The organism is Flavobacterium sp. CF108, assembly GCF_900129795.1.
Taxonomy (GTDB): Bacteria; Bacteroidota; Bacteroidia; order Flavobacteriales; family Flavobacteriaceae; genus Flavobacterium.
In genome coordinates this window covers 210,637-229,669 of record NZ_FQWW01000004.1, presented here as the reverse complement: position 1 = coordinate 229,669, position 19,033 = coordinate 210,637, and the positions used below count along the sequence as shown (strand labels likewise).

Here is a 19,033-nt window from a genome sequence, read left to right as displayed (position 1 = left end):
GATTAAAAGGATTAACACAGATTAAAAAAATCATTTAAATCATTTTAATCTGTGGCAAAAAAATAAAAAATATATAATGAAAAAAACAGTTTTAATTACTGGTGCTACAAGCGGAATTGGAAAAGCTACCGCTCAAATTTTAGCTAAAAACAACTATAAAATTATTCTTTGCGGAAGACGTAAAGATCGTTTAGAAGAATTAGAAAAAGAGCTTTCGGCATTTACAGAAGTTCATTCGCTTTCTTTTGATGTTCGTGATAAAAATGATGTTCTTGAAAAAATAGGTGCTTTGCCAGCTGCATTTTCAGATATTGATGTTTTAATCAATAACGCGGGAAATGCGCATGGTTTAGATCCGATTCAAACAGGAGATTTAGACGATTGGGATGCGATGATCGATATTAATGTAAAAGGACTTCTGTATGTTTCAAAAGCGGTAATTCCGAAAATGACAGCCAAAAATTCCGGACATATTATTAATATTGGTTCAACTGCGGCCAAAGAAGTTTATCCAAATGGAAATGTGTATTGCGGAACCAAACATGCCGTTGATGCCATTACAGCAGGAATGCGAATCGACTTAAACCCGTTTGGAATTAGAGTGGGAGCAATTCATCCCGGAATGGTAGCGACAGAATTTAGCGAAGTACGTTTTAAAGGAGACGTCGAAAGAGCTTCAAATGTGTATAAAGGATTTGATCCGCTGCAGGGAGAAGACATTGCAGATATTATTCATTTCGTAGTTTCAAGACCGTATCACGTAAATATCGCCGATTTAGTCGTGATGAGTACGGCGCAGGCATCATCAACGATTGTCAAGAAAAATATCTGATAAAATTTTATTGTAGAGACGCACAGCAGTGCGTCTTTTTTACGTTTTAAGGTTATGAAATGCAATTAAAATGATTACGAGTTTTTAATTAGTGTAAATTAGTGACAGAAAAAACTAGACTATGATTAATAAACGCCTTTTGATAAAGAATTTACTTGCTCACAATGATGAGAGCAGTTTTTATGATAAAAAAAGGCAGTTGAATCTACATTCGCGAGAAGGAAAAGGAAAGTTTTTAAAACACATTTGTGCACTTTCAAATTCAAATCCGGCGAATAATTCTTATATCGTTGTTGGAGTAGAAGATCAGGATAACGAAATTGTAGGCGACGATTTCTTCGATGACAGCCGAATTCAGAATCTTGTAAATGCATTTTTAGAAAATCCTCCAAAAATTCAATACGAAAACGTACCATTTCCAAATCTTCCAAAAGATAAAGTAATTGGATTGGTTACAATAAAGCCCAAAAGCAAAATTTCCTATTTTAAAAAAGGAATTCATACCATTCTTGCCAATAGCGTTTTTATAAGGCGCGGCAGTAATTCCATTCCTCTGGAAGAACATGAAGAAGTCGAAAAAAGTAACCAGAATACAGAAACCGTAATTGGGATCGAAAATAGTTCCCGAAACAGTATTCAATATACGCTGGACGGCGTAATCGATTTTATGAATTTCAGGCATAAAGACATGTCGCCAAAATATAATGTTTTTAAAGAATTGTTTGTTATCTGCTGGGCGGGAGTTCCAAAAAAATCCAGAGATAAAACCTTTTTATCCCGAGTAGATATTGAGCTGATTAACGAACAGGTTAAGCTTTTTTATTCGGCACAAGATGTGGTTACGATTTTTTTTGATGATGATACTTTTACAATTACAGAATATGTTCCGCTTGGATTAAATGATAAAACAAGTTATTACCCGCTGGAAGAACAAACGATTCATTTCTTCGATAATGGTTACTATAAAATTGATCGGAAAATGCTCTTCCATCCTCCCGAATTTAATCGGAAAATGTTATACCATATTTATAACTCAAATATGGCATTGTTAAATAAACTTCAAAAAGAAATCGCATTATCTGAGCGTGAAATGAAAGATTTGGAAAATCTGCCTTCTACTTTTATGATCTGTCATTTGAATGGTTTTGAGGATGCCAAACAAAAATTAATCGATGCCAAACTGCTTTTAAAACCTTATAAACATATTTATTCTTCATTTAAAGAGGCATTGAGAATTTTGCGCAAAATGAAATATGATGTGCAGTAAAGGTTCTAAGTTGCTGAGATGCTAAGATTCTAAGGTTTTTTCTGTAGATATTTACACGTAGAGACGCACTGCAGTGCGTCTAACCCAAAGTTTTTCTTATTGAAATTTCAAATATTTACTCACTTTATCATACGGAAATACAATTTCTTTTGGGCCGTCGGCATAGGATGCGGCTTCATATGAATTGTAATAAAGAAGTAAACCTGCAGAAGTATAGAAAATATTTTGAGGTAATTGAAATTTATCATTTTCGAACATTAAACCTGTTGCGTTTATGTTGGCATTTTCGGGAATTTGATATTTAAGTCTGAATTCTTTTTCGGCGAAAGCCTTAAACTCTTTTTCATTTTTAAATAATTGATCGTTAAAAATGGCTTTTCCGGTTCTTTGGTTAAATAGTAAAGATCTAAAACCTTGGTAGCCATGCGCGCCGCCGGTAAAGGTATAATGGTCTATTTTAATGTTTAAAATCTGCTCTGATTCGAACTCTATATTTCCCGTTATTTTTCCTTCCCAGCCAAAAGTATCGTGCGGAAATTTTTTATGCATTTCTTCGTAAGAAGCTATAAAAGATTTTGACAATGATTTATAATCGTTGACCTTTGCTGAATCTTCGCCGAAATAAATAATTTCTTTTATTACATTGAAAACTTTTTTATTAATACTGTCAGCGATGATCTTTTTATTTTTAGCAATTGGGACTTCTATTGTGATTTTCGGGCAATCTTTTTTGCACGGAATAGTAGATTTTTCTTCAAACGTTTCATTTTCAAATGAAAGCTCTTTGTTGCAACTCGTAAAAATCAAACACAAAAAGATTATAAATATGTAATTTTTCATATCAAAAAGTGTTAATTATCTACAAAGGTAAGAAGTTGTATCAGGATAAAATAAATTAAGCGGTAAATTTGTGCGACAATTATGGATTTAAAATTTATAACTATATGAAATTCAATACAAAAGTAATACATGGTGGCCAGCATCATGATCCAAGTACAGGAGCGGTTATGCCGCCGGTGTATCAAACGTCAACTTTTATTCAGACAAGTCCGGGAAAACCTTTGGCAGATTATGAATACAGCCGAGCATCGAACCCAACTCGTACAGCTCTTGAAGAGGCTTTAGCAAGTATTGAAAACGGTACACGCGGACTGGCTTTTTCTTCTGGTTTAGCCGCTACAGATTGTATTTTAAGATCGTTTAAAGCAGGTGACGAAGTTATCGCAATGGATGATTTATACGGAGGAACTTACCGTATGTTTTCGAGAATTTATAAAGATTCAGGAATAAAATTTCATTTTGTTGATATGACGGATATTGCAAAATTGAAATCATTAATCAATGAAAATACAAAATTGGTTTGGGTAGAAACGCCGACAAATCCTTTAATGAAATTAGCTGATATTGCAGAAGTAGCAAAAATCACTAAAGAACATAAAATTTGGTTTGCTGTAGATAATACTTTTGCAACGCCATACTTACAAAAACCTCTAGATTTAGGTGCAGATATCGTTATGCATTCGGCTACAAAATATTTAGGCGGGCATTCTGATGTTATTGCCGGAGCTTTAATTGTAAAAGATGCAGCTTTAGGAGAACAATTACACTTTCAACAATTTGCTACTGGAGCAACTTTAGGGCCAATGGACAGCTTTTTAGTTTTAAGAGGAATTAAAACACTTGCATTAAGAGTGCAGAGACATTGCGAAAATGGAGAAAAAGTCGTAGAGTACTTAACTAAACATCCAAAAATAAATACAGTTTATTATCCTGGACTAGAAAATCATCCTTTTCATGAAATTGCAAAAAAGCAAATGAAAGCTTTTGGCGGAATGGTTTCTTTTACATTCAAATCAGGCAAAAAAGAAGATTCTATTGCGTTTTTAGAGAAACTGAAAGTATTTACTTTGGCTGAATCTTTAGGAGGAGTAGAATCATTGGCAAATCATCCGGCTTTAATGACACACGCTTCGATTCCTGCTGATAAAAGAGCAGAAGTTGGTATTACTGATGATTTAGTAAGATTAAGTGTTGGTATCGAAGATGCTGAAGATTTAATCGCAGATTTAGAGCAAGCTTTATCGTAAATTAAATTCCAAATAAAAAATCCCAAATTCCAAAATAATCAAATTGGAATTTGGGATTTTTTTATTGTGATTGTATTTCTTTAGAACTAGAACTCTAAGTAATAGATGTATCCAACATTAAACCAAACCTGCCAGTCATTTGACTTGTTCTCTGGGTAAAGATCTTTGTTTGGGTTTAAACCATCAATCCAGTCAGAGCTAAAGGCTTGAAAACGACCCTCAACCATTAAATCACTCATTTGAGTTAATTTAAGATGGAATCCAACACCAGCTGTTGCTGCTAAAGCTACTCCGCTTTCACTTGCAAAACCATATTGATGGCCATCTGAAGGAGTTAAATATTTAGGGAATGTTGTTGACGGAAGTCCTAATTCGCCCATTGTTGAGCTTACTTTCGAAGTATAATAAGTTGCCAGGAATCCAACACTCACATACGGACTAAAACCACCTATACTGTTTTCGAAATCATGAATTTTCATAAATGGAGAAAATTCTAACTGAGCTCCGAGATTTAATAAAGTAGATTTACCACTCATTGCTTTTAACTGGGCAACAGCCAATTTGTTTTTAGCACTTTCAATATAACCGCCAAAATGGTTAAGAGTTGTGGTATTAAAAGATAGTTCTGATCTAACTTTAAAATGTTCCGTGAAGAAACTTTCTCTGTTGTTATTTGCAGAAAAGTTAATGAAGTGAACAATTCCTACACCAAAACCGGTGTTTCCCACATTGGTATCGAAATTATGTCTTTCTCCAAAATCGGACTGAAAAGTTACAGGACCGAATATAATTCCTACTTCTTGTGCTAGATTAGACTGAGCATTGGCAATAGTGGTAATGCCAAATAGGGCGAAAATTGTGAAATATAGGTGTTTAAACATCTCTTGGGGCTTTCAAAATATTGGCAAATATAAAAAAAACATAGTCGAATCAAAATAATATATACTTCTATTAAAAATTTAATAACAAAACACTTAATTTTCTGACTTTAAAGACAGTAAATTGCTGTAAAATCGGAGGTGTAAAATTGTATTTTTAAGATTGTTTAAAAAATACACAATTCTTCTCCAAAAACAAAAAAAAATAACAAATCATGTTGATTTTGCTATATCTTTGTATGTTATAACGAAAACGTTTTCTTAAAACGTATTTTCTTATGTAATTGATTAAGTTTAAAACTATTATTTGAATAATTTATTATAAAATGGAACAAAAAATAAATGAATTTATGGCTCTTGTTGAGTCAAAAAATCCAAACGAGCCAGAATTTCTTCAAGCCGTTAGGGAATTTGCAGAAACGGTAATTCCATTTATCGCAGAAAGAAAGAAATATGACGGTAAAAATTTACTTCTTAGAATTGCTGAACCAGAAAGATCTATAATTTTTAGAGTTCCGTGGGTTGACGACAAAGGAGAAATAATCGTAAACAGAGGTTTTAGAATTCAAATGAACTCAGCGATTGGCCCATATAAAGGCGGAATCAGATTTCATCACACTGTAAACCTATCAGTTTTAAAATTTTTGGCTTTCGAACAGGTTTTCAAAAATAGTTTAACAACACTTCCAATGGGTGGAGGTAAAGGAGGGTCTGATTTTGATCCCGAAGGAAAATCAGATGCAGAAATCATGCGTTTTTGCCAATCATTTATGACTGAATTATGTCGTCATATTGGTCCGGACTTAGACGTTCCTGCAGGAGATATTGGAGTTGGTGCCAGAGAAATTGGTTATTTATTTGGTCAATATAAAAGAATTAGAAATGAATTTACCGGAGTTTTAACTGGAAAAGGTCTTGCTTACGGGGGTTCATTAATCAGACCTGAAGCTACTGGTTATGGAGTAGTTTATTTTACAGATCAAATGCTTCGTACAATTGGTCACGAAATTAAAGGTAAAAGAGTTGCCATTTCAGGATTCGGAAACGTAGCCTGGGGTGTAGCTTTAAAAGTAAATGAATTAGGAGGAAAAGTAGTTACGATTTCTGGACCTGATGGTTATATTTTGGATGAAGAAGGTATTTCTGGAGAAAAAATAGATCATATGGTCGAAATGAGAGCTACCGGAGATAACAGAGCTGAGAGATATTTAGAGAAATATCCACATGCAATTTTCCATAAAGGGAAAAGCCCATGGGAAGTAAAAGTTGATATTGCTATTCCATGTGCTACTCAAAATGAGCTGAACGGAGATGATGCAAAAAAATTAATTGATAACGGCGTTTTATGTGTGACAGAAGCTGCTAATATGCCTTCTACTTTAGATGCAATAAAACTGTTCTTAGATAATAAAGTACTTTTTGCTCCTGGAAAAGCAGCAAACGCTGGTGGAGTAGCGGCATCTGGATTAGAGATGACACAAAACTCTATTCGTTTAAACTGGACAAGCGAAGAAGTAGATTTAAGATTAAAAGATATCATGGTTGGAATTCATAACCAATGTAAAAAATACGGTGCAGAAGGAGATGGTTATGTAAACTACGTAAAAGGAGCTAACATTGCCGGATTTGTTAAAGTTGCCGATGCTATGCTTGCTCAAGGTGTAGTGTAAGATTAATTACAATTGAAGAATGCTCTCATTTGTCTTGTTAAGGATAAATAGGGAGCATTTTTTTATTTAGTTAAAGAAGAAAAATCAAATACTTTCGTTTGTAGTATATTTGTCTATTCGATATTTGTAAAAAATGACAAGAAAGTTTCTTTACGTTTTATTTTTATTACTGTTTCAATTTGGCTTTGCTCAAGGTCAATTGTCGTGGGAAGGCTATTTTTCGTTTAATGAAATAAAAGATATTTCAGAATCTTCTACCACAGTTTTTACTGCTTCAGAAAATGCTTTGTTTTCTAAAAGTGCCACTTCAAATGCTGTAAAAACAATAACAACTGTCGACGGACTTTCCGGACAGACAATTTCTGCCGTATATCATAGCGAAACCTTCAAAAAAACAATTGTTGGTTACGAAAATGGTTTAATGATCGTAATTAATGAAACTGACGGAAGCATCATAAAAAAAGTAGATATCATCAATAAACAATTATCCGCAAGTCTTAAAAAGATTAACCATTTAATGGAGCATAACGGATTATTGTATGTTTCCTGCGATTTTGGGATTGTGCAGTTTAATTTGACAACATCACAATTTGGAGATACTTATTTTATTGGAGATAATGGCGCCGAAATCAGCATAAAACAAACTGCTTTTTTTAATGGATTTATTTTCGCAGCTACTTCCAGCGGAATTAGAAGAGCAGATATTACCAACCCAAATTTAATTGATTTTAGCCAATGGGCTGTAGTAAACACAGGAAATTGGGCAAGTGTTGCGACATTAGATACAGAACTTATCGCAATTAATTCAACCGGAAACATTCATCGATATAACTCAAATACCTTTGTTAGTTTCTTGCAGCTTCCGCAGCCTTCTGTTGATATGCGAGCGGTGAACCACAATTTGTTTGTTACAACATCAAGTTCGGTTTACGTGTATAACAGTCAAATGGTTTTAACTCGTCAAATAGTTAATACACAGCTTCCGGACATTAATCTAACCTTTTCTTGTGTATCGGCAGTTGGCGATATAATTTACATCGGAACAAAAGAAAAAGGATTGTTTTCTGGCGCACTTTCGGGAATTGGAACTTTCGAAAATAATACTCCGGCAGGTCCTTCACGAAATAATATTTTTTCACTTGATGTTACACCAAATGTTCTCTGGGCAGTATACGGAGATTATGATTTTAATTATAATCCTTATGACTTAGATAGTTATGGTATAAGTAAATTTAATAACTCAAAATGGTTAAATATCCCATATTCAGAAGTTTATGATGCAAAGTCAATTACTCGTATTATTGTAAACCCAAGTAATGAAAAACAAGTTTATGCGAGCTCTTTTTTCTCTGGATTATTGCGAATTGAAGATGATATTCCGAATTTTTTATACAATGAAAAAAACAGCGGATTAGAAACTTTGACCTATGAAGGTCCAAATTATATTGACGTTCGTATTAACGGAACTGCATTTGACAGAACAGGAAATCTCTGGGTAACAAACAGCCGTATTAAAAACGGATTGAAAGTTTTAAAAACCGATGGCCAATGGCAGAGTTATGCGACAAGTACAATTTTAAGTGATGCCGAAAGTACAAGCTATGCTAATATAGTTATTGATAAAAATAATGTCAAGTGGATTTCTACAAGTAATGAAGGTGTAATTGCATTTAACGAAAGCACGAATACTTTCAAAAAAATGACCATTGGTACCGATGCGGGAAATTTGCCAATTGCAGATGTTAGGTCTGTTGCGGTTGATACCAAAAATCAGCTTTGGATAGGAACTACAAAAGGATTAAGAGTTTTGTCGAACGTTGGAAATTTTCAAACAGAGGCTCAATTAAAAGCAAATCCAATAATTATTCTGGAAGATAATCTGGCTCAGGAATTAATGTACGAGCAGTTTATTACTTCGATTGTAGTCGACGGCGCTAATAATAAATGGATTGGTACAGCAGATTCGGGTATTTTTATGGTTTCGCCAAATGGTCAGGAAACTAAATATCATTTTACAATTAATAATTCTCCTTTGCCAAGCAATACTATAAACGATATTAAAATTAATAGTGCAACCGGAGAAGTTTTTATAGCAACCAATAAAGGGATGATTTCTTTTAAAGGAATTGCAACCGGAGCAAACGATAACCTAAATAACGTTTATGTGTATCCAAATCCGGTTCGTCCAAGTTATTCAGGAACCGTGAAAGTCGCTGGTTTGATTGATAAAGCCAATATCAAAATTACTGATATAGAAGGAAATTTAGTTTACGAAACCACTTCAGAAGGCGGAACGATAGAATGGGACACAACAGCCTTTGGAAAATATAAAGTAGCATCTGGCGTATACATGGTTTTTATTTCTGCACAAGATGGAGGAGAAACAAAGGTCAAGAAAGTTATGATTATTCGTTAGTACTCAGTCGCAGTTTTCAGTCTCAGTGACAGTTTAAAATTTAGATTTCTCAAATCTAAAATCAGCAATCTAAAATCTAAAATTCTGTGCTCGTCAAAACCAAAGCAATAGTAATCTCATCTTTAAAATTTCAGGAAAAAAGTTTGATTGTAAAATGCTTTACACTTTCAAGCGGACTGAAATCTTATTTTGTACGCGATGCTTTTTCAAGTAGAAAAGCAAATCAGAAAATTGCTTATTTCCAGCCATTGTCTATTTTAGAAATCGAAGCCGTTCATAAAAACAAAGGCACTCTTGAAAATTTTAAAGAGATAAGAAACGGAATTCCTTTTCAAACCATTCATACAGATATTGTAAAAAGCACAATGGTTATGTTTCTTTCAGAGATACTTCATTATTCTATTCAGGAAGAAGAAAAAAACGAATCCCTCTTTGTGTTTTTAGAAACCGCACTGACATGGCTCGATAATCACGACGAAATTTCTAATTTTCACTTGATTTTACTTTTAGAAATCACAAAATACTTAGGTTTTTACCCAGATACTTCAGAAATAGAGCTGCCTCATTTCGAAATGAATGACGGTATTTTTACACTTTTCAATAAAGGAAATGTACTTTCAGAACACGAAACCAGTTTGCTCAAAAAGCTAATCGATTTAAAGTTTGATAACACTGAAAAAATCTTTCACGTAGTCGAAAGACAAGTTTTATTAAAGGTTTTAATTGATTACTACAGCTTTCATTTGGAAGGATTCAAGAAGCCAAAATCACTTGAAGTTTTGAAAGAAATATTTTCTTAAACTGAATCCTATTTTTATATATTTGTGCAGCGAATTTTTATTAAAATAATCTTAATAATTTAAATTCAAAACATTAGCCTCAGACAAATATTAATTTTTAATGAAAAATCAATCACTATGAAAAAAATTACTTTTTCGATTATTTTGCTTTTATTAGTCAGCGTTTCGGCCATTTCTCAAAGGAAATACGACGAAATTGTTAACACAGAGAATGCCGTACAAGATTTAGTACAAAACGGAATTACAGGAATCGTTGTTTTTAAAGAAGGCGGAACTGTAAAAGGTTTAGATCCTGAAACTAAAAAAGTGGTTTGGACTTTAACAAAAGAGGATTTTGGAGGTAAATCTGCAGTGGATATCATAGCCGATACAGATCTTACAAAACTTTTTGCGGATAAAAGCACTTTAACAAACGTTGTCGGAAGCCCTTATGTTGAAGCTTACATCAATAGTAAGTATATTATCATTAATACTGATACTGGAAAAGTGGTTTACAATTCATCAAAAGAATCTTTTTGGGTAACACAATCAGATTTTATTCCAGAGACAAATGAGTATTTGCTTACGCTGAAAAAAGATGGCGACATGGCAATTGCATTATTGGATATGACGACTGGCGAATTAAAATGGAATACTACTGTAGACAAAGCAAAATCATTATTTAGCTTTTCTTTCAAAGAATCTGTAAACACAAACGTTGCTACAGTACACGGATCAGTAATTTACTATTTACTGTACGGAAAACTATATTCTTTTGACAGAGCGACAGGAAAGTTAAACTGGAAAGGAGAAGAAGATTATTCAAAATTCTTTTTAACTCAAAATGATAAAAATATTGTTGTAGTAAATAACACCGGAACTTTTTCGAATAAACAATATTTGAATGTATTGAATACAGAAACAGGAAAAAGTATCTGGAAAGAATCTATCAAAACAAAAAGAGTTGTTTATCTTGAAGATTGGGGAACAAAAATATTAGTGGCTCATTATAGCGGATTTAACTTTTTTGACCTAAAAACAGGAGAAAAAATCTGGAAAAAAGATGCTCGTGGAGACGGATTGAAAAGAGTAATCCCAATTGATCAGGATTTCTTATACGTTGCTGAAAATGAAATGATGTTGATCAACAAAGACGGAGAAAAACTTTGGAAAAAATTCATCGAAATCTCTGATGATAAAGAAGACCCGATTTATTACCTAGGTAAAGTAGGAGAAAAAGTAATGTACCTTACAGGAACTTACGGAAACATGGTAGATTATAAAACAGGAGTTAAGCTTTGGAAACGTAATATCTCGTTTGACAAAGATCGTCCGGTTTTGCCTACTTATGACGAAGCTACAAATTCTTACTTAGTATATAATGACGAGAAATTGTACAAATTTGATCCAAGCATTAGCGACAAACCAGAACCATTTGCTAAAGTAAATATCAAAAAAGAAAAAGAGTTAAATAGCATCGAATTATTCCCTTGGGGAGTTGTGCTTTCAGGACCACTTGAAGTTATGGGGGTTAATATGGATGGTACAGTTAAATACCACCTTACTTATTCACAGCCTGGAGAAGGAACAAGACGTCTTATTAAAAGTGCTGCTATTGTTGGAAGCATTGGTTTAGGTGTTGGTTCTGCAGTAAGTTCAGTTAAAGGTGCTGATTTGACCATGACATATCGTGATACTGACGGTAACATGAGAACTGTAGTTGCAAAAGGAGATCAGACAAATAAGGATCAGGCAAAAACTTATGCGGCTGGATCAGCGGCTTTAGGTATAGTAGCGGCTAAATTTAACTCTCGTTTTAATGCAATGAAACAAAACAGAGACTTCTCTTATATTTTTGCAAAAGCAGATTCTGGAGAAAAAATTCTTGTAAAAGTTAGTAAAGTTGATGGAGTTGAAGTTGATAAAATTATTTTTACAAACAACAAACCAATTTATGAAGTAGATCCTGCAACACAAAACATTTTTTATGTTTCGGATAAATCTATTCAGATCTTTAATAAAAAATAAGAAAAATAAAAACCCAAAGCCATCAGGATTTATTTCTGGTGGCTTTTTTTTTGCCTATGAAAAAAATATTACTCTTACTCACTTTGCTTGTAATTGGTTCAATTCAGGCACAAGAAAAAATAAGCTCAAAAAAGAAGAAATTTTATATACCCGTAATTAAGTATTCAGAATTTCCTGTTCTGGATAATGTGTTAACGCAGACTACTTTTTATCAAATGGATAAGCAGTTGATACAGGAAGAGCCAATATTGAAGAAAAAATTCTTTAATATAGAAGGTTTTATAAAAGATCCTGCAAACGGAAAACTAAAAATTTATTTAACCGTTGAACTGCCGCAATATAAAGCAACAAAAATTGACAGTACATTTGATAAAGAGAAGAATGGCTGGGTATTTCAGGCTTTTTCTAATTATAGTGTAAAAATAAAAGTAGAAGCGAAATGTGCAGATAAACTTCTATTAACTCAGGATTTTAATACTGTAGAATCCTATTTACTTGCCTTTGGTTCTAAAAAAGACAATTTGAAAGGTGCAGTTGATATGAACAATAAAAAAATTGCAGAAGCAGAGAAAGATGATAATTATACAGTTGCAGAATTAGGGTTAGACAGGGTAATTTACAGTTCTGTTGAAGCAATACAGAGGTATCTTAATTACAAATTAAAGTACAAAACAGGCGAAGATAAAGTCAAGTTTGAATTTGTAACAACTAAAGGACATTCTGAATACAACCAGATGCTGGCATTTGAAAACGAAATTACAGCTCAGATGGCAAAAGTAACTTTAGAAAAAGGTTTAGACGAAAAACCGTTATTACCACATTTGCAATATCTGGAAAATTTATTAGTGAAATACCCGCCTTCGCCCGCAAACGAAAACATCCGATTTATAGTAACAAACAATTTAGCCGAAACTTATTATTTACTTGAAAATAAAGAAAAAGCATTGCAATATGCTAATTTACTTATTGAGAATGATAAACAGGATTCCAGAGGATCATCTATCGTTAAAAGTGTAAACAATGGTTTTTTTGTTGATAAAAAAATAAGAAGCCACACCACACGTTTTGCCGATCTTAAAAAATTAGGCCTCAAAATAGAAGAAGAAAAAGAAGAAAAAAGATTAGCTTTTTTTGAAAAAATAGAGCAGCAAGATGCTGAATGGGAAAGTGAAAAAGCACGCCGCGAAGCTTATTTAGAAAAAGCAAAAACCCAAAGATTTAATCTTTTGGATTCTATTCCATATCAGTCAAATGCAAATTTACTGGCAAAAGTAGTAGATAATTTAGGTGGAAGCCAGGCTTTGAAAAAAGTAGAAAAAGCACATTATTTTTCTAAACTTTCAATAGAAGGAAATAACATACCGCAAACAGAAGAAAAGTGGGCTACAAGCACAAATTATCTTTTGAAGAAAAAAATGCCCGAAACCTATTATGAAATTGTAAATGGTGCTGAAGCATGGAGTCATGACGATCGCGAAAGCGGTTTAAATGCCAAATGGGCAAAATCAACAACTTACGATTACAATAATTTATCTAAAAATGTTGATTTAATAAATTTCCTTACCGATTTAAGACTGGATTTGTGGAATAATTTTGAAGTTTTGCAAGATGAAATGTACGATGGAAGACTATGTTATCACTTGAACTATTTTGAAAAAACCTTAAGTTCAGGAAACAGAACAATTCCTAAAACAGATTATCATGTTTTTATTGATAAAGAAAATTACAATATCGTTTCGACAGAAAAAACAGAATTTGACAACGGAAATAAAAGCTTTTTTGAAAAAAGACTTTATGGCGATTACCGCCCAACTGCTGCATTAAATTCTGGAAAAATCCCGTATAAAATTAATTACGAAATTGAAGATTTTAACGGAGAAACCATTTATCAGGAAGTACGTGAAAAAGTAGAAATAAATCCTGTTTTTGGAAATCGAATTTTTATGAAAGAAGTCTATTTCGGAGGATTTAAGTAGTCCTTTTTAATTCTTCCGAGAAAATAATTAGAATTGGTTAGTTTTTGGTTTGTTCGCTCAAAAATTTGAGATTACTGCCAAAAATTGACCAATTCTTTTGTTTTTGTACCCATTATCCCAACAAAAGTTTGTGAAATTTAAAGAAATTGATGGACAATAATTCAAAATTCCTTACTTTCGCACCTCGTTTAAGAAAAGGATAAAATGAGTACAAAATTTACTGAGTACAAAGGACTTGACTTGCCAACTGTAGCGTCGGAAGTTCTTGATTTTTGGAAGAAAGAAAATATATTTGAAAAGAGTGTAACTACTCGCGAAGGTGCAGAGCCTTACGTATTTTTTGAAGGTCCGCCTTCAGCAAACGGATTACCGGGAATTCACCACGTAATGGCGCGTGCGATTAAAGATATTTTTTGCAGATATAAAACTCAAAAAGGCTTTCAGGTTAAAAGAAAAGCAGGCTGGGATACTCACGGTTTACCTGTAGAATTAGGAACCGAAAAAGAATTAGGAATTACAAAAGAAGATATTGGTAAAACAATTTCTATCGAAGAATATAACGAAGCGTGTAAAAAAACCGTAATGCGTTATACCGACGTATGGAATGATTTGACCGAAAAAATGGGTTATTGGGTAGATATGGAAGATCCATATGTAACTTATAAACCAAAATACATGGAATCTGTTTGGTGGCTTTTAAAACAAATCTACGATAAAGGTTTGTTGTACAAAGGATACACAATTCAGCCATACTCTCCAAAAGCAGGAACAGGATTATCTTCTCACGAAGTAAATCAGCCCGGAGCTTACAGAGATGTTACAGATACTACAATTGTAGCGCAGTTTAAAACTTTGCCAGAAACGCTTCCAAGCTTTTTACAAGGTTTTGGAGATATTCACATCTTGGCATGGACGACAACTCCTTGGACATTGCCATCGAATACAGCTTTAACAGTTGGACCAAAAATCGATTATGTTTTAGTAAAAACATTCAATCAATATACTTTTGAACCAATCAATGTTGTTTTGGCTAAAAACTTAGTTGGAAAACAATTTGGAAAAGGATTTTTCTTAAGTGAAGACGATGCTGATTTTGACAACGTTAAAAACGGAGACAAAAAACTTCCATATAAAATCTTAACCGAAGCTAAAGGTGCTGATTTAGTAGAAATTCGTTACGAACAATTATTGCCTTATGTATTGCCATACGAAAATGCAGAAAATGCATTTAGAGTAATTGCCGGAGATTTCGTTACTACAGAAGACGGAACAGGAGTGGTGCATACAGCGCCTACTTTTGGTGCAGATGATGCTAAAGCAGCAAAAGAAGCAAAACCAGAAGTTCCGCCAATGTTAGTTTTAGACGAAAACGGAACCGCAGTTCCTTTAGTAGATTTACAAGGAAAATTCACGTCGCATGTAGGTGATTTGGCTGGTAAATACGTTAAAAACGAATATTACAATGCTGGCGAAGCACCAGAGAAATCGGTAGATGTTGAAATTGCTATTCGATTAAAAGAAGAAAATAAAGCCTTTAAGGTTGAAAAATACGTACATAGTTATCCACACAGTTGGAGAACTGATGAGCCGTTGTTATATTATCCACTAGATTCTTGGTTCATAAAAGTAACCGATGTAAAAGATAGAATGTTCGACCTGAACGAAACTATCAATTGGAAACCTAAATCTACTGGTGAAGGACGTTTTGGAAATTGGTTGAAAAATGCCAACGACTGGAACTTATCTCGTTCTAGATATTGGGGAATTCCATTGCCAATTTGGAGAACTGAAGACAAAAAAGAAGAAGTTCTCATTGGTTCTGTTGAAGAATTATACAATGCGATCGAAAAATCGATCGAAGCCGGTTTTCAAAAAGAAAACCCATTTAAAGGTTTCGAAATCGGAAACATGTCTGAATCAAATTATGATTTAATTGATTTGCACAAAAATGTAGTTGATCAAATTACTTTAGTTTCAGCTTCTGGTAAGCCAATGAAACGCGAAAGTGATTTAATTGACGTTTGGTTTGATTCTGGAGCAATGCCGTATGCACAATGGCATTATCCTTTTGAAAACAAAGATAAAATTGACGAGAACAAAGATTTTCCTGCAAATTTCATTGCAGAAGGAGTAGATCAAACTCGCGGATGGTTTTATACCCTACACGCAATTGGAACTTTGGTTTTTGATAAAGTAGCGTATAAAAACGTAGTTTCAAATGGTTTGGTTCTGGATAAAAACGGACAAAAAATGTCTAAACGTCTGGGGAATGCAACAGATCCTTTTGAAACAATTGCAGAATACGGTCCGGATGCCACACGTTGGTACATGATTTCAAATGCAAATCCTTGGGATAACTTAAAGTTTGACATTGAAGGAATTGCTGAGGTTCGCCGTAAATTCTTCGGAACATTATACAACACGTATTCATTCTTTTCGTTATATGCTAATATTGATGGATTTAAATACGCTGAAGCAGAAATTCCGTTAAACGAAAGACCGGAAATCGATCAATGGATCATTTCTGAATTACATTCATTAATCAAATTTGTTGATGAATGTTATGAAGATTACGAACCAACAAAAGCAACAAGGGCAATTTCTGATTTCGTTCAGGAAAACTTAAGTAACTGGTACGTTCGTTTATGTCGTCGTCGTTTCTGGAAAGGTGAATATGCTCATGATAAAATTGCAGCTTACCAAACGCTATATACTTGCTTGTTAACAATCAGTAAATTAAGCGCTCCAGTAGCTCCTTTTTTCATGGATAAATTATACAGAGATTTAACGAGTTCAACGCAAACCGAGCAATTTAGCAGTGTTCACTTGGCTGAATTCCCAAAATTTGTCGAAAACTTTGTTAATAAAACGTTGGAAAGCAAAATGCAGAAGGCGCAAACAATCTCATCTTTGGTTTTATCATTACGTAAAAAAGAGATGATAAAAGTACGTCAGCCTCTGCAAAAGGTAATGATTCCAGTACTTGACGAGAATCAGAGAGCTGAAATAGAAGCGATTTCTGACTTGGTAAAAGCCGAAGTAAATGTGAAAGAAATTGCACTTTTAGACGATGATTCGGGTATTTTAGTAAAGCAGATTAAGCCTAATTTTAAGGCTCTTGGACCACGCTTCGGAAAAGATATGGGATTGATTTCTAAGGAAATACAAGGTTTTTCTGCAGATCAGATCAATCAATTAGACAAGCAGGGAACGTTAGATATTGTTATTGCTGGAAATAATGTAACTTTATCACTAGAAGAAGTCGAAATAACATCGCAGGATATCGAAGGATGGCTGGTTGCAAATTCAAACGGAATTACAGTAGCGCTTGATATTACAATATCTGAAGAATTGAAAAACGAAGGTATCGCGAGAGAATTAGTAAACAGAATTCAGAATATCCGTAAAGATTCAGGATTTGAAGTTACTGATAAGATCAAAGTACAAATAAAAAGAAACGGCCCATTAGAGGAAGCGGTTTCTAAAAATGAAGACTATATTAAGTCTGAGACACTAACAGATAATTTGGTTTTTGTTGACGCTTTAGAAAACGGCACAGAAATTGAGTTTGATGATATTAAAACATTGATATTAATTTCAAAATAAGTATAATACCATGATAGATGAAATTACAAGGTACTCTGACGCTGATTTGGCGGAGTTCAAAGAAATAATCCAAAACAAAATACAAAAAGCACAAGCAGATCTTGATTTGATTAAAAGTGCTTATATGAATGATTTGAATAACGGAACTGACGATACTTCTCCAACTTTTAAAGCTTTTGAAGAAGGAAGCGAAACAATGTCGAAAGAAGCAAACTCTCAGTTAGCTATTAGACAAGAGAAGTTTATTCGCGATCTAAAAAACGCACTTTTCCGTGTTGAAAACAAAACATACGGTATTTGCAAAGTAACAGGTAAATTAATCAGCAAAGAAAGGCTTAAAATCGTTCCTCATGCAACAATGAGTATCGAGGCTAAAAATTTGCAGAGATAATCAAAATATATAATGAAATAAGCGCTCCTTTTAGGGGCGTTTTTTTTGTTTAATGTTTTGGGGTTTGTGTTTAAGGCTGTATTTTTGCTTTTTTGAAAGAATTTAATTATAAAATGAAAAAAAACATCGAAATGTGACGTCTGTTTTTTGTAAGAAATAGAAAAGAATAAAAACTGGAAGAAAAAAATATTTTAATTAGAACTGCCAGTGGTAAGACAGTTCTAATTAAAATGAAATTAAGCCAGATTTTTTTCTAAATCTGCTTTGTGTTTTCTTAAAACCGCTCTTGTCATTCCAAGATTTGCTTTAGTTGCATCTGCGGCAAGATAAATCATGAATTTTTTGTTTGGCGAAATGTCGATAATGTGAATCTGATTTGAAAGCGTAATCAAAATATCCTCGATATCCTGATTTAAATTTAAAGCCTTTACAGCCTTTAATTTTGCTTTTACAACTTCCAGGTTATAAGCAGCAGCCAATTCAGGATCAAAAGCTGAATCTACGGTAATATTACCAAAGCTCAATCCTGTTTCAATTTCTGTTACAGCTACAGCTATAAAGCCGTTTACGTTAGTTTTCATTTCATTCAAAAACACGTTTAAAAAATCGTTACTCATAGTTCTTGGGGTTTGTGGTTAATAGATTTATGTTATTTTAATAGGGAATTTTTGCTGAGTTCTACAGATAATTCATCAGTAGAATGCATTAATAAACCAAGGTTGCTTCCTTCTCTTGAAAATGCAATCACGAAGTTTGAACCGCTTATTTTATTTCCGACGACAACCCCATCGGAACTCTTTAAGTAAAGTTGTTTTAAAGAGCCTTTTTCCAGATCAATTAGAAATTTTTCACACATAGATAAAATTCCTGCACTCATTGCAGCAATGCTGTCGCTGTAGTCCAGATTAAGAGAAGTGATTAGTTTTCCCTTTCCGTTTAAAATTAAAGCTGCGCTGGCTTTAGTATCGACCAAAAATTTGTTTAGAATAGTAGTTATTTCATTCGTATATTGTAAGGTTTGTGGAAAAGTTAAAATTAATTCGCTTTTAGTATATATTATCTGTTGTAGTTGTGGTATTTATTAAACAAGTGTTAATTTTTGT

The 19,033-nt window shown here is 33.4% G+C and carries 14 protein-coding genes; 10 read left to right on the top strand and 4 right to left on the bottom strand.

Annotation, left to right across the window (positions count from 1 at the left end; translation table 11 throughout):
- Positions 1-76: 76 nt before the first annotated feature.
- Together BUE10_RS12745 and BUE10_RS12740 are read left to right on the top strand one after the other, a co-directional pair.
- Positions 77-832, top strand: a complete 756-nt coding sequence (locus BUE10_RS12745; RefSeq protein WP_073485617.1) for an SDR family NAD(P)-dependent oxidoreductase — start codon at positions 77-79, stop codon at positions 830-832.
- 121 nt (positions 833-953) lie between these two features.
- Positions 954-2,099: an ATP-binding protein gene (locus BUE10_RS12740; protein WP_073485616.1), complete on the top strand. Its 1,146-nt coding sequence runs from the start codon at positions 954-956 to the stop codon at positions 2,097-2,099.
- A gap of 96 nt (positions 2,100-2,195) precedes the next feature.
- On the opposite strand, the gene BUE10_RS12735 is transcribed toward BUE10_RS12740, so the two are convergent.
- Complete coding sequence (locus BUE10_RS12735) at positions 2,196-2,939, bottom strand: DUF3298 and DUF4163 domain-containing protein (protein WP_073485614.1); 744 nt, start codon at positions 2,937-2,939, stop codon at positions 2,196-2,198.
- Between the two features lie 104 nt (positions 2,940-3,043).
- Between BUE10_RS12735 and BUE10_RS12730 the strand changes: the two genes are divergently transcribed.
- Positions 3,044-4,186: a cystathionine gamma-synthase gene (locus BUE10_RS12730; RefSeq protein WP_073485612.1), complete on the top strand. Its 1,143-nt coding sequence runs from the start codon at positions 3,044-3,046 to the stop codon at positions 4,184-4,186.
- 86 nt (positions 4,187-4,272) lie between these two features.
- On the opposite strand, the gene BUE10_RS12725 is transcribed toward BUE10_RS12730, so the two are convergent.
- Positions 4,273-5,067, bottom strand: a complete 795-nt coding sequence (locus tag BUE10_RS12725; protein ID WP_073485611.1) for a THC0290_0291 family protein — start codon at positions 5,065-5,067, stop codon at positions 4,273-4,275.
- Positions 5,068-5,390: 323 nt separating this feature from the next.
- On the opposite strand from BUE10_RS12725, the gene gdhA reads away from it, so the two are divergent.
- The 7 genes from gdhA (at position 5,391) to BUE10_RS12690 (ending at position 17,930) form a co-directional block, all read left to right on the top strand.
- The gene (gdhA, locus tag BUE10_RS12720; RefSeq protein WP_073485609.1) at positions 5,391-6,734 is read left to right on the top strand and encodes an NADP-specific glutamate dehydrogenase; all 1,344 of its coding nucleotides are present in this window, start codon (positions 5,391-5,393) and stop codon (positions 6,732-6,734) included.
- 133 nt (positions 6,735-6,867) lie between these two features.
- The gene (locus BUE10_RS12715) at positions 6,868-9,150 is read left to right on the top strand and encodes a type IX secretion system anionic LPS delivery protein PorZ (RefSeq protein WP_073485607.1); all 2,283 of its coding nucleotides are present in this window, start codon (positions 6,868-6,870) and stop codon (positions 9,148-9,150) included.
- Between the two features lie 86 nt (positions 9,151-9,236).
- Entirely contained in the window at positions 9,237-9,950 is a 714-nt protein-coding gene (gene recO, locus BUE10_RS12710) for a DNA repair protein RecO (protein ID WP_073485606.1), read from the top strand.
- Between the two features lie 117 nt (positions 9,951-10,067).
- Positions 10,068-11,957, top strand: coding sequence for an outer membrane protein assembly factor BamB family protein (locus BUE10_RS12705; RefSeq protein ID WP_073485604.1), 1,890 nt, complete (start codon positions 10,068-10,070; stop codon positions 11,955-11,957).
- Between the two features lie 56 nt (positions 11,958-12,013).
- Complete coding sequence (locus BUE10_RS12700; protein ID WP_073485602.1) at positions 12,014-13,933, top strand: hypothetical protein; 1,920 nt, start codon at positions 12,014-12,016, stop codon at positions 13,931-13,933.
- A gap of 204 nt (positions 13,934-14,137) precedes the next feature.
- Positions 14,138-17,539, top strand: coding sequence for an isoleucine--tRNA ligase (ileS, locus tag BUE10_RS12695; RefSeq protein ID WP_073485600.1), 3,402 nt, complete (start codon positions 14,138-14,140; stop codon positions 17,537-17,539).
- A gap of 10 nt (positions 17,540-17,549) precedes the next feature.
- On the top strand, positions 17,550-17,930 hold the full coding sequence (locus BUE10_RS12690) for a TraR/DksA family transcriptional regulator (RefSeq protein ID WP_026983623.1): 381 nt from the start codon (positions 17,550-17,552) through the stop codon (positions 17,928-17,930).
- 236 nt (positions 17,931-18,166) lie between these two features.
- Here the strand turns inward: BUE10_RS12690 and BUE10_RS12685 are convergent, their stop codons facing one another.
- Both BUE10_RS12685 and BUE10_RS12680 read right to left on the bottom strand, forming a co-directional pair.
- Positions 18,167-18,547, bottom strand: a complete 381-nt coding sequence (locus BUE10_RS12685) for a hypothetical protein (protein WP_073485598.1) — start codon at positions 18,545-18,547, stop codon at positions 18,167-18,169.
- Positions 18,548-18,579: 32 nt separating this feature from the next.
- Complete coding sequence (locus tag BUE10_RS12680; RefSeq protein WP_234984742.1) at positions 18,580-18,903, bottom strand: roadblock/LC7 domain-containing protein; 324 nt, start codon at positions 18,901-18,903, stop codon at positions 18,580-18,582.
- Positions 18,904-19,033: the final 130 nt, after the last annotated feature.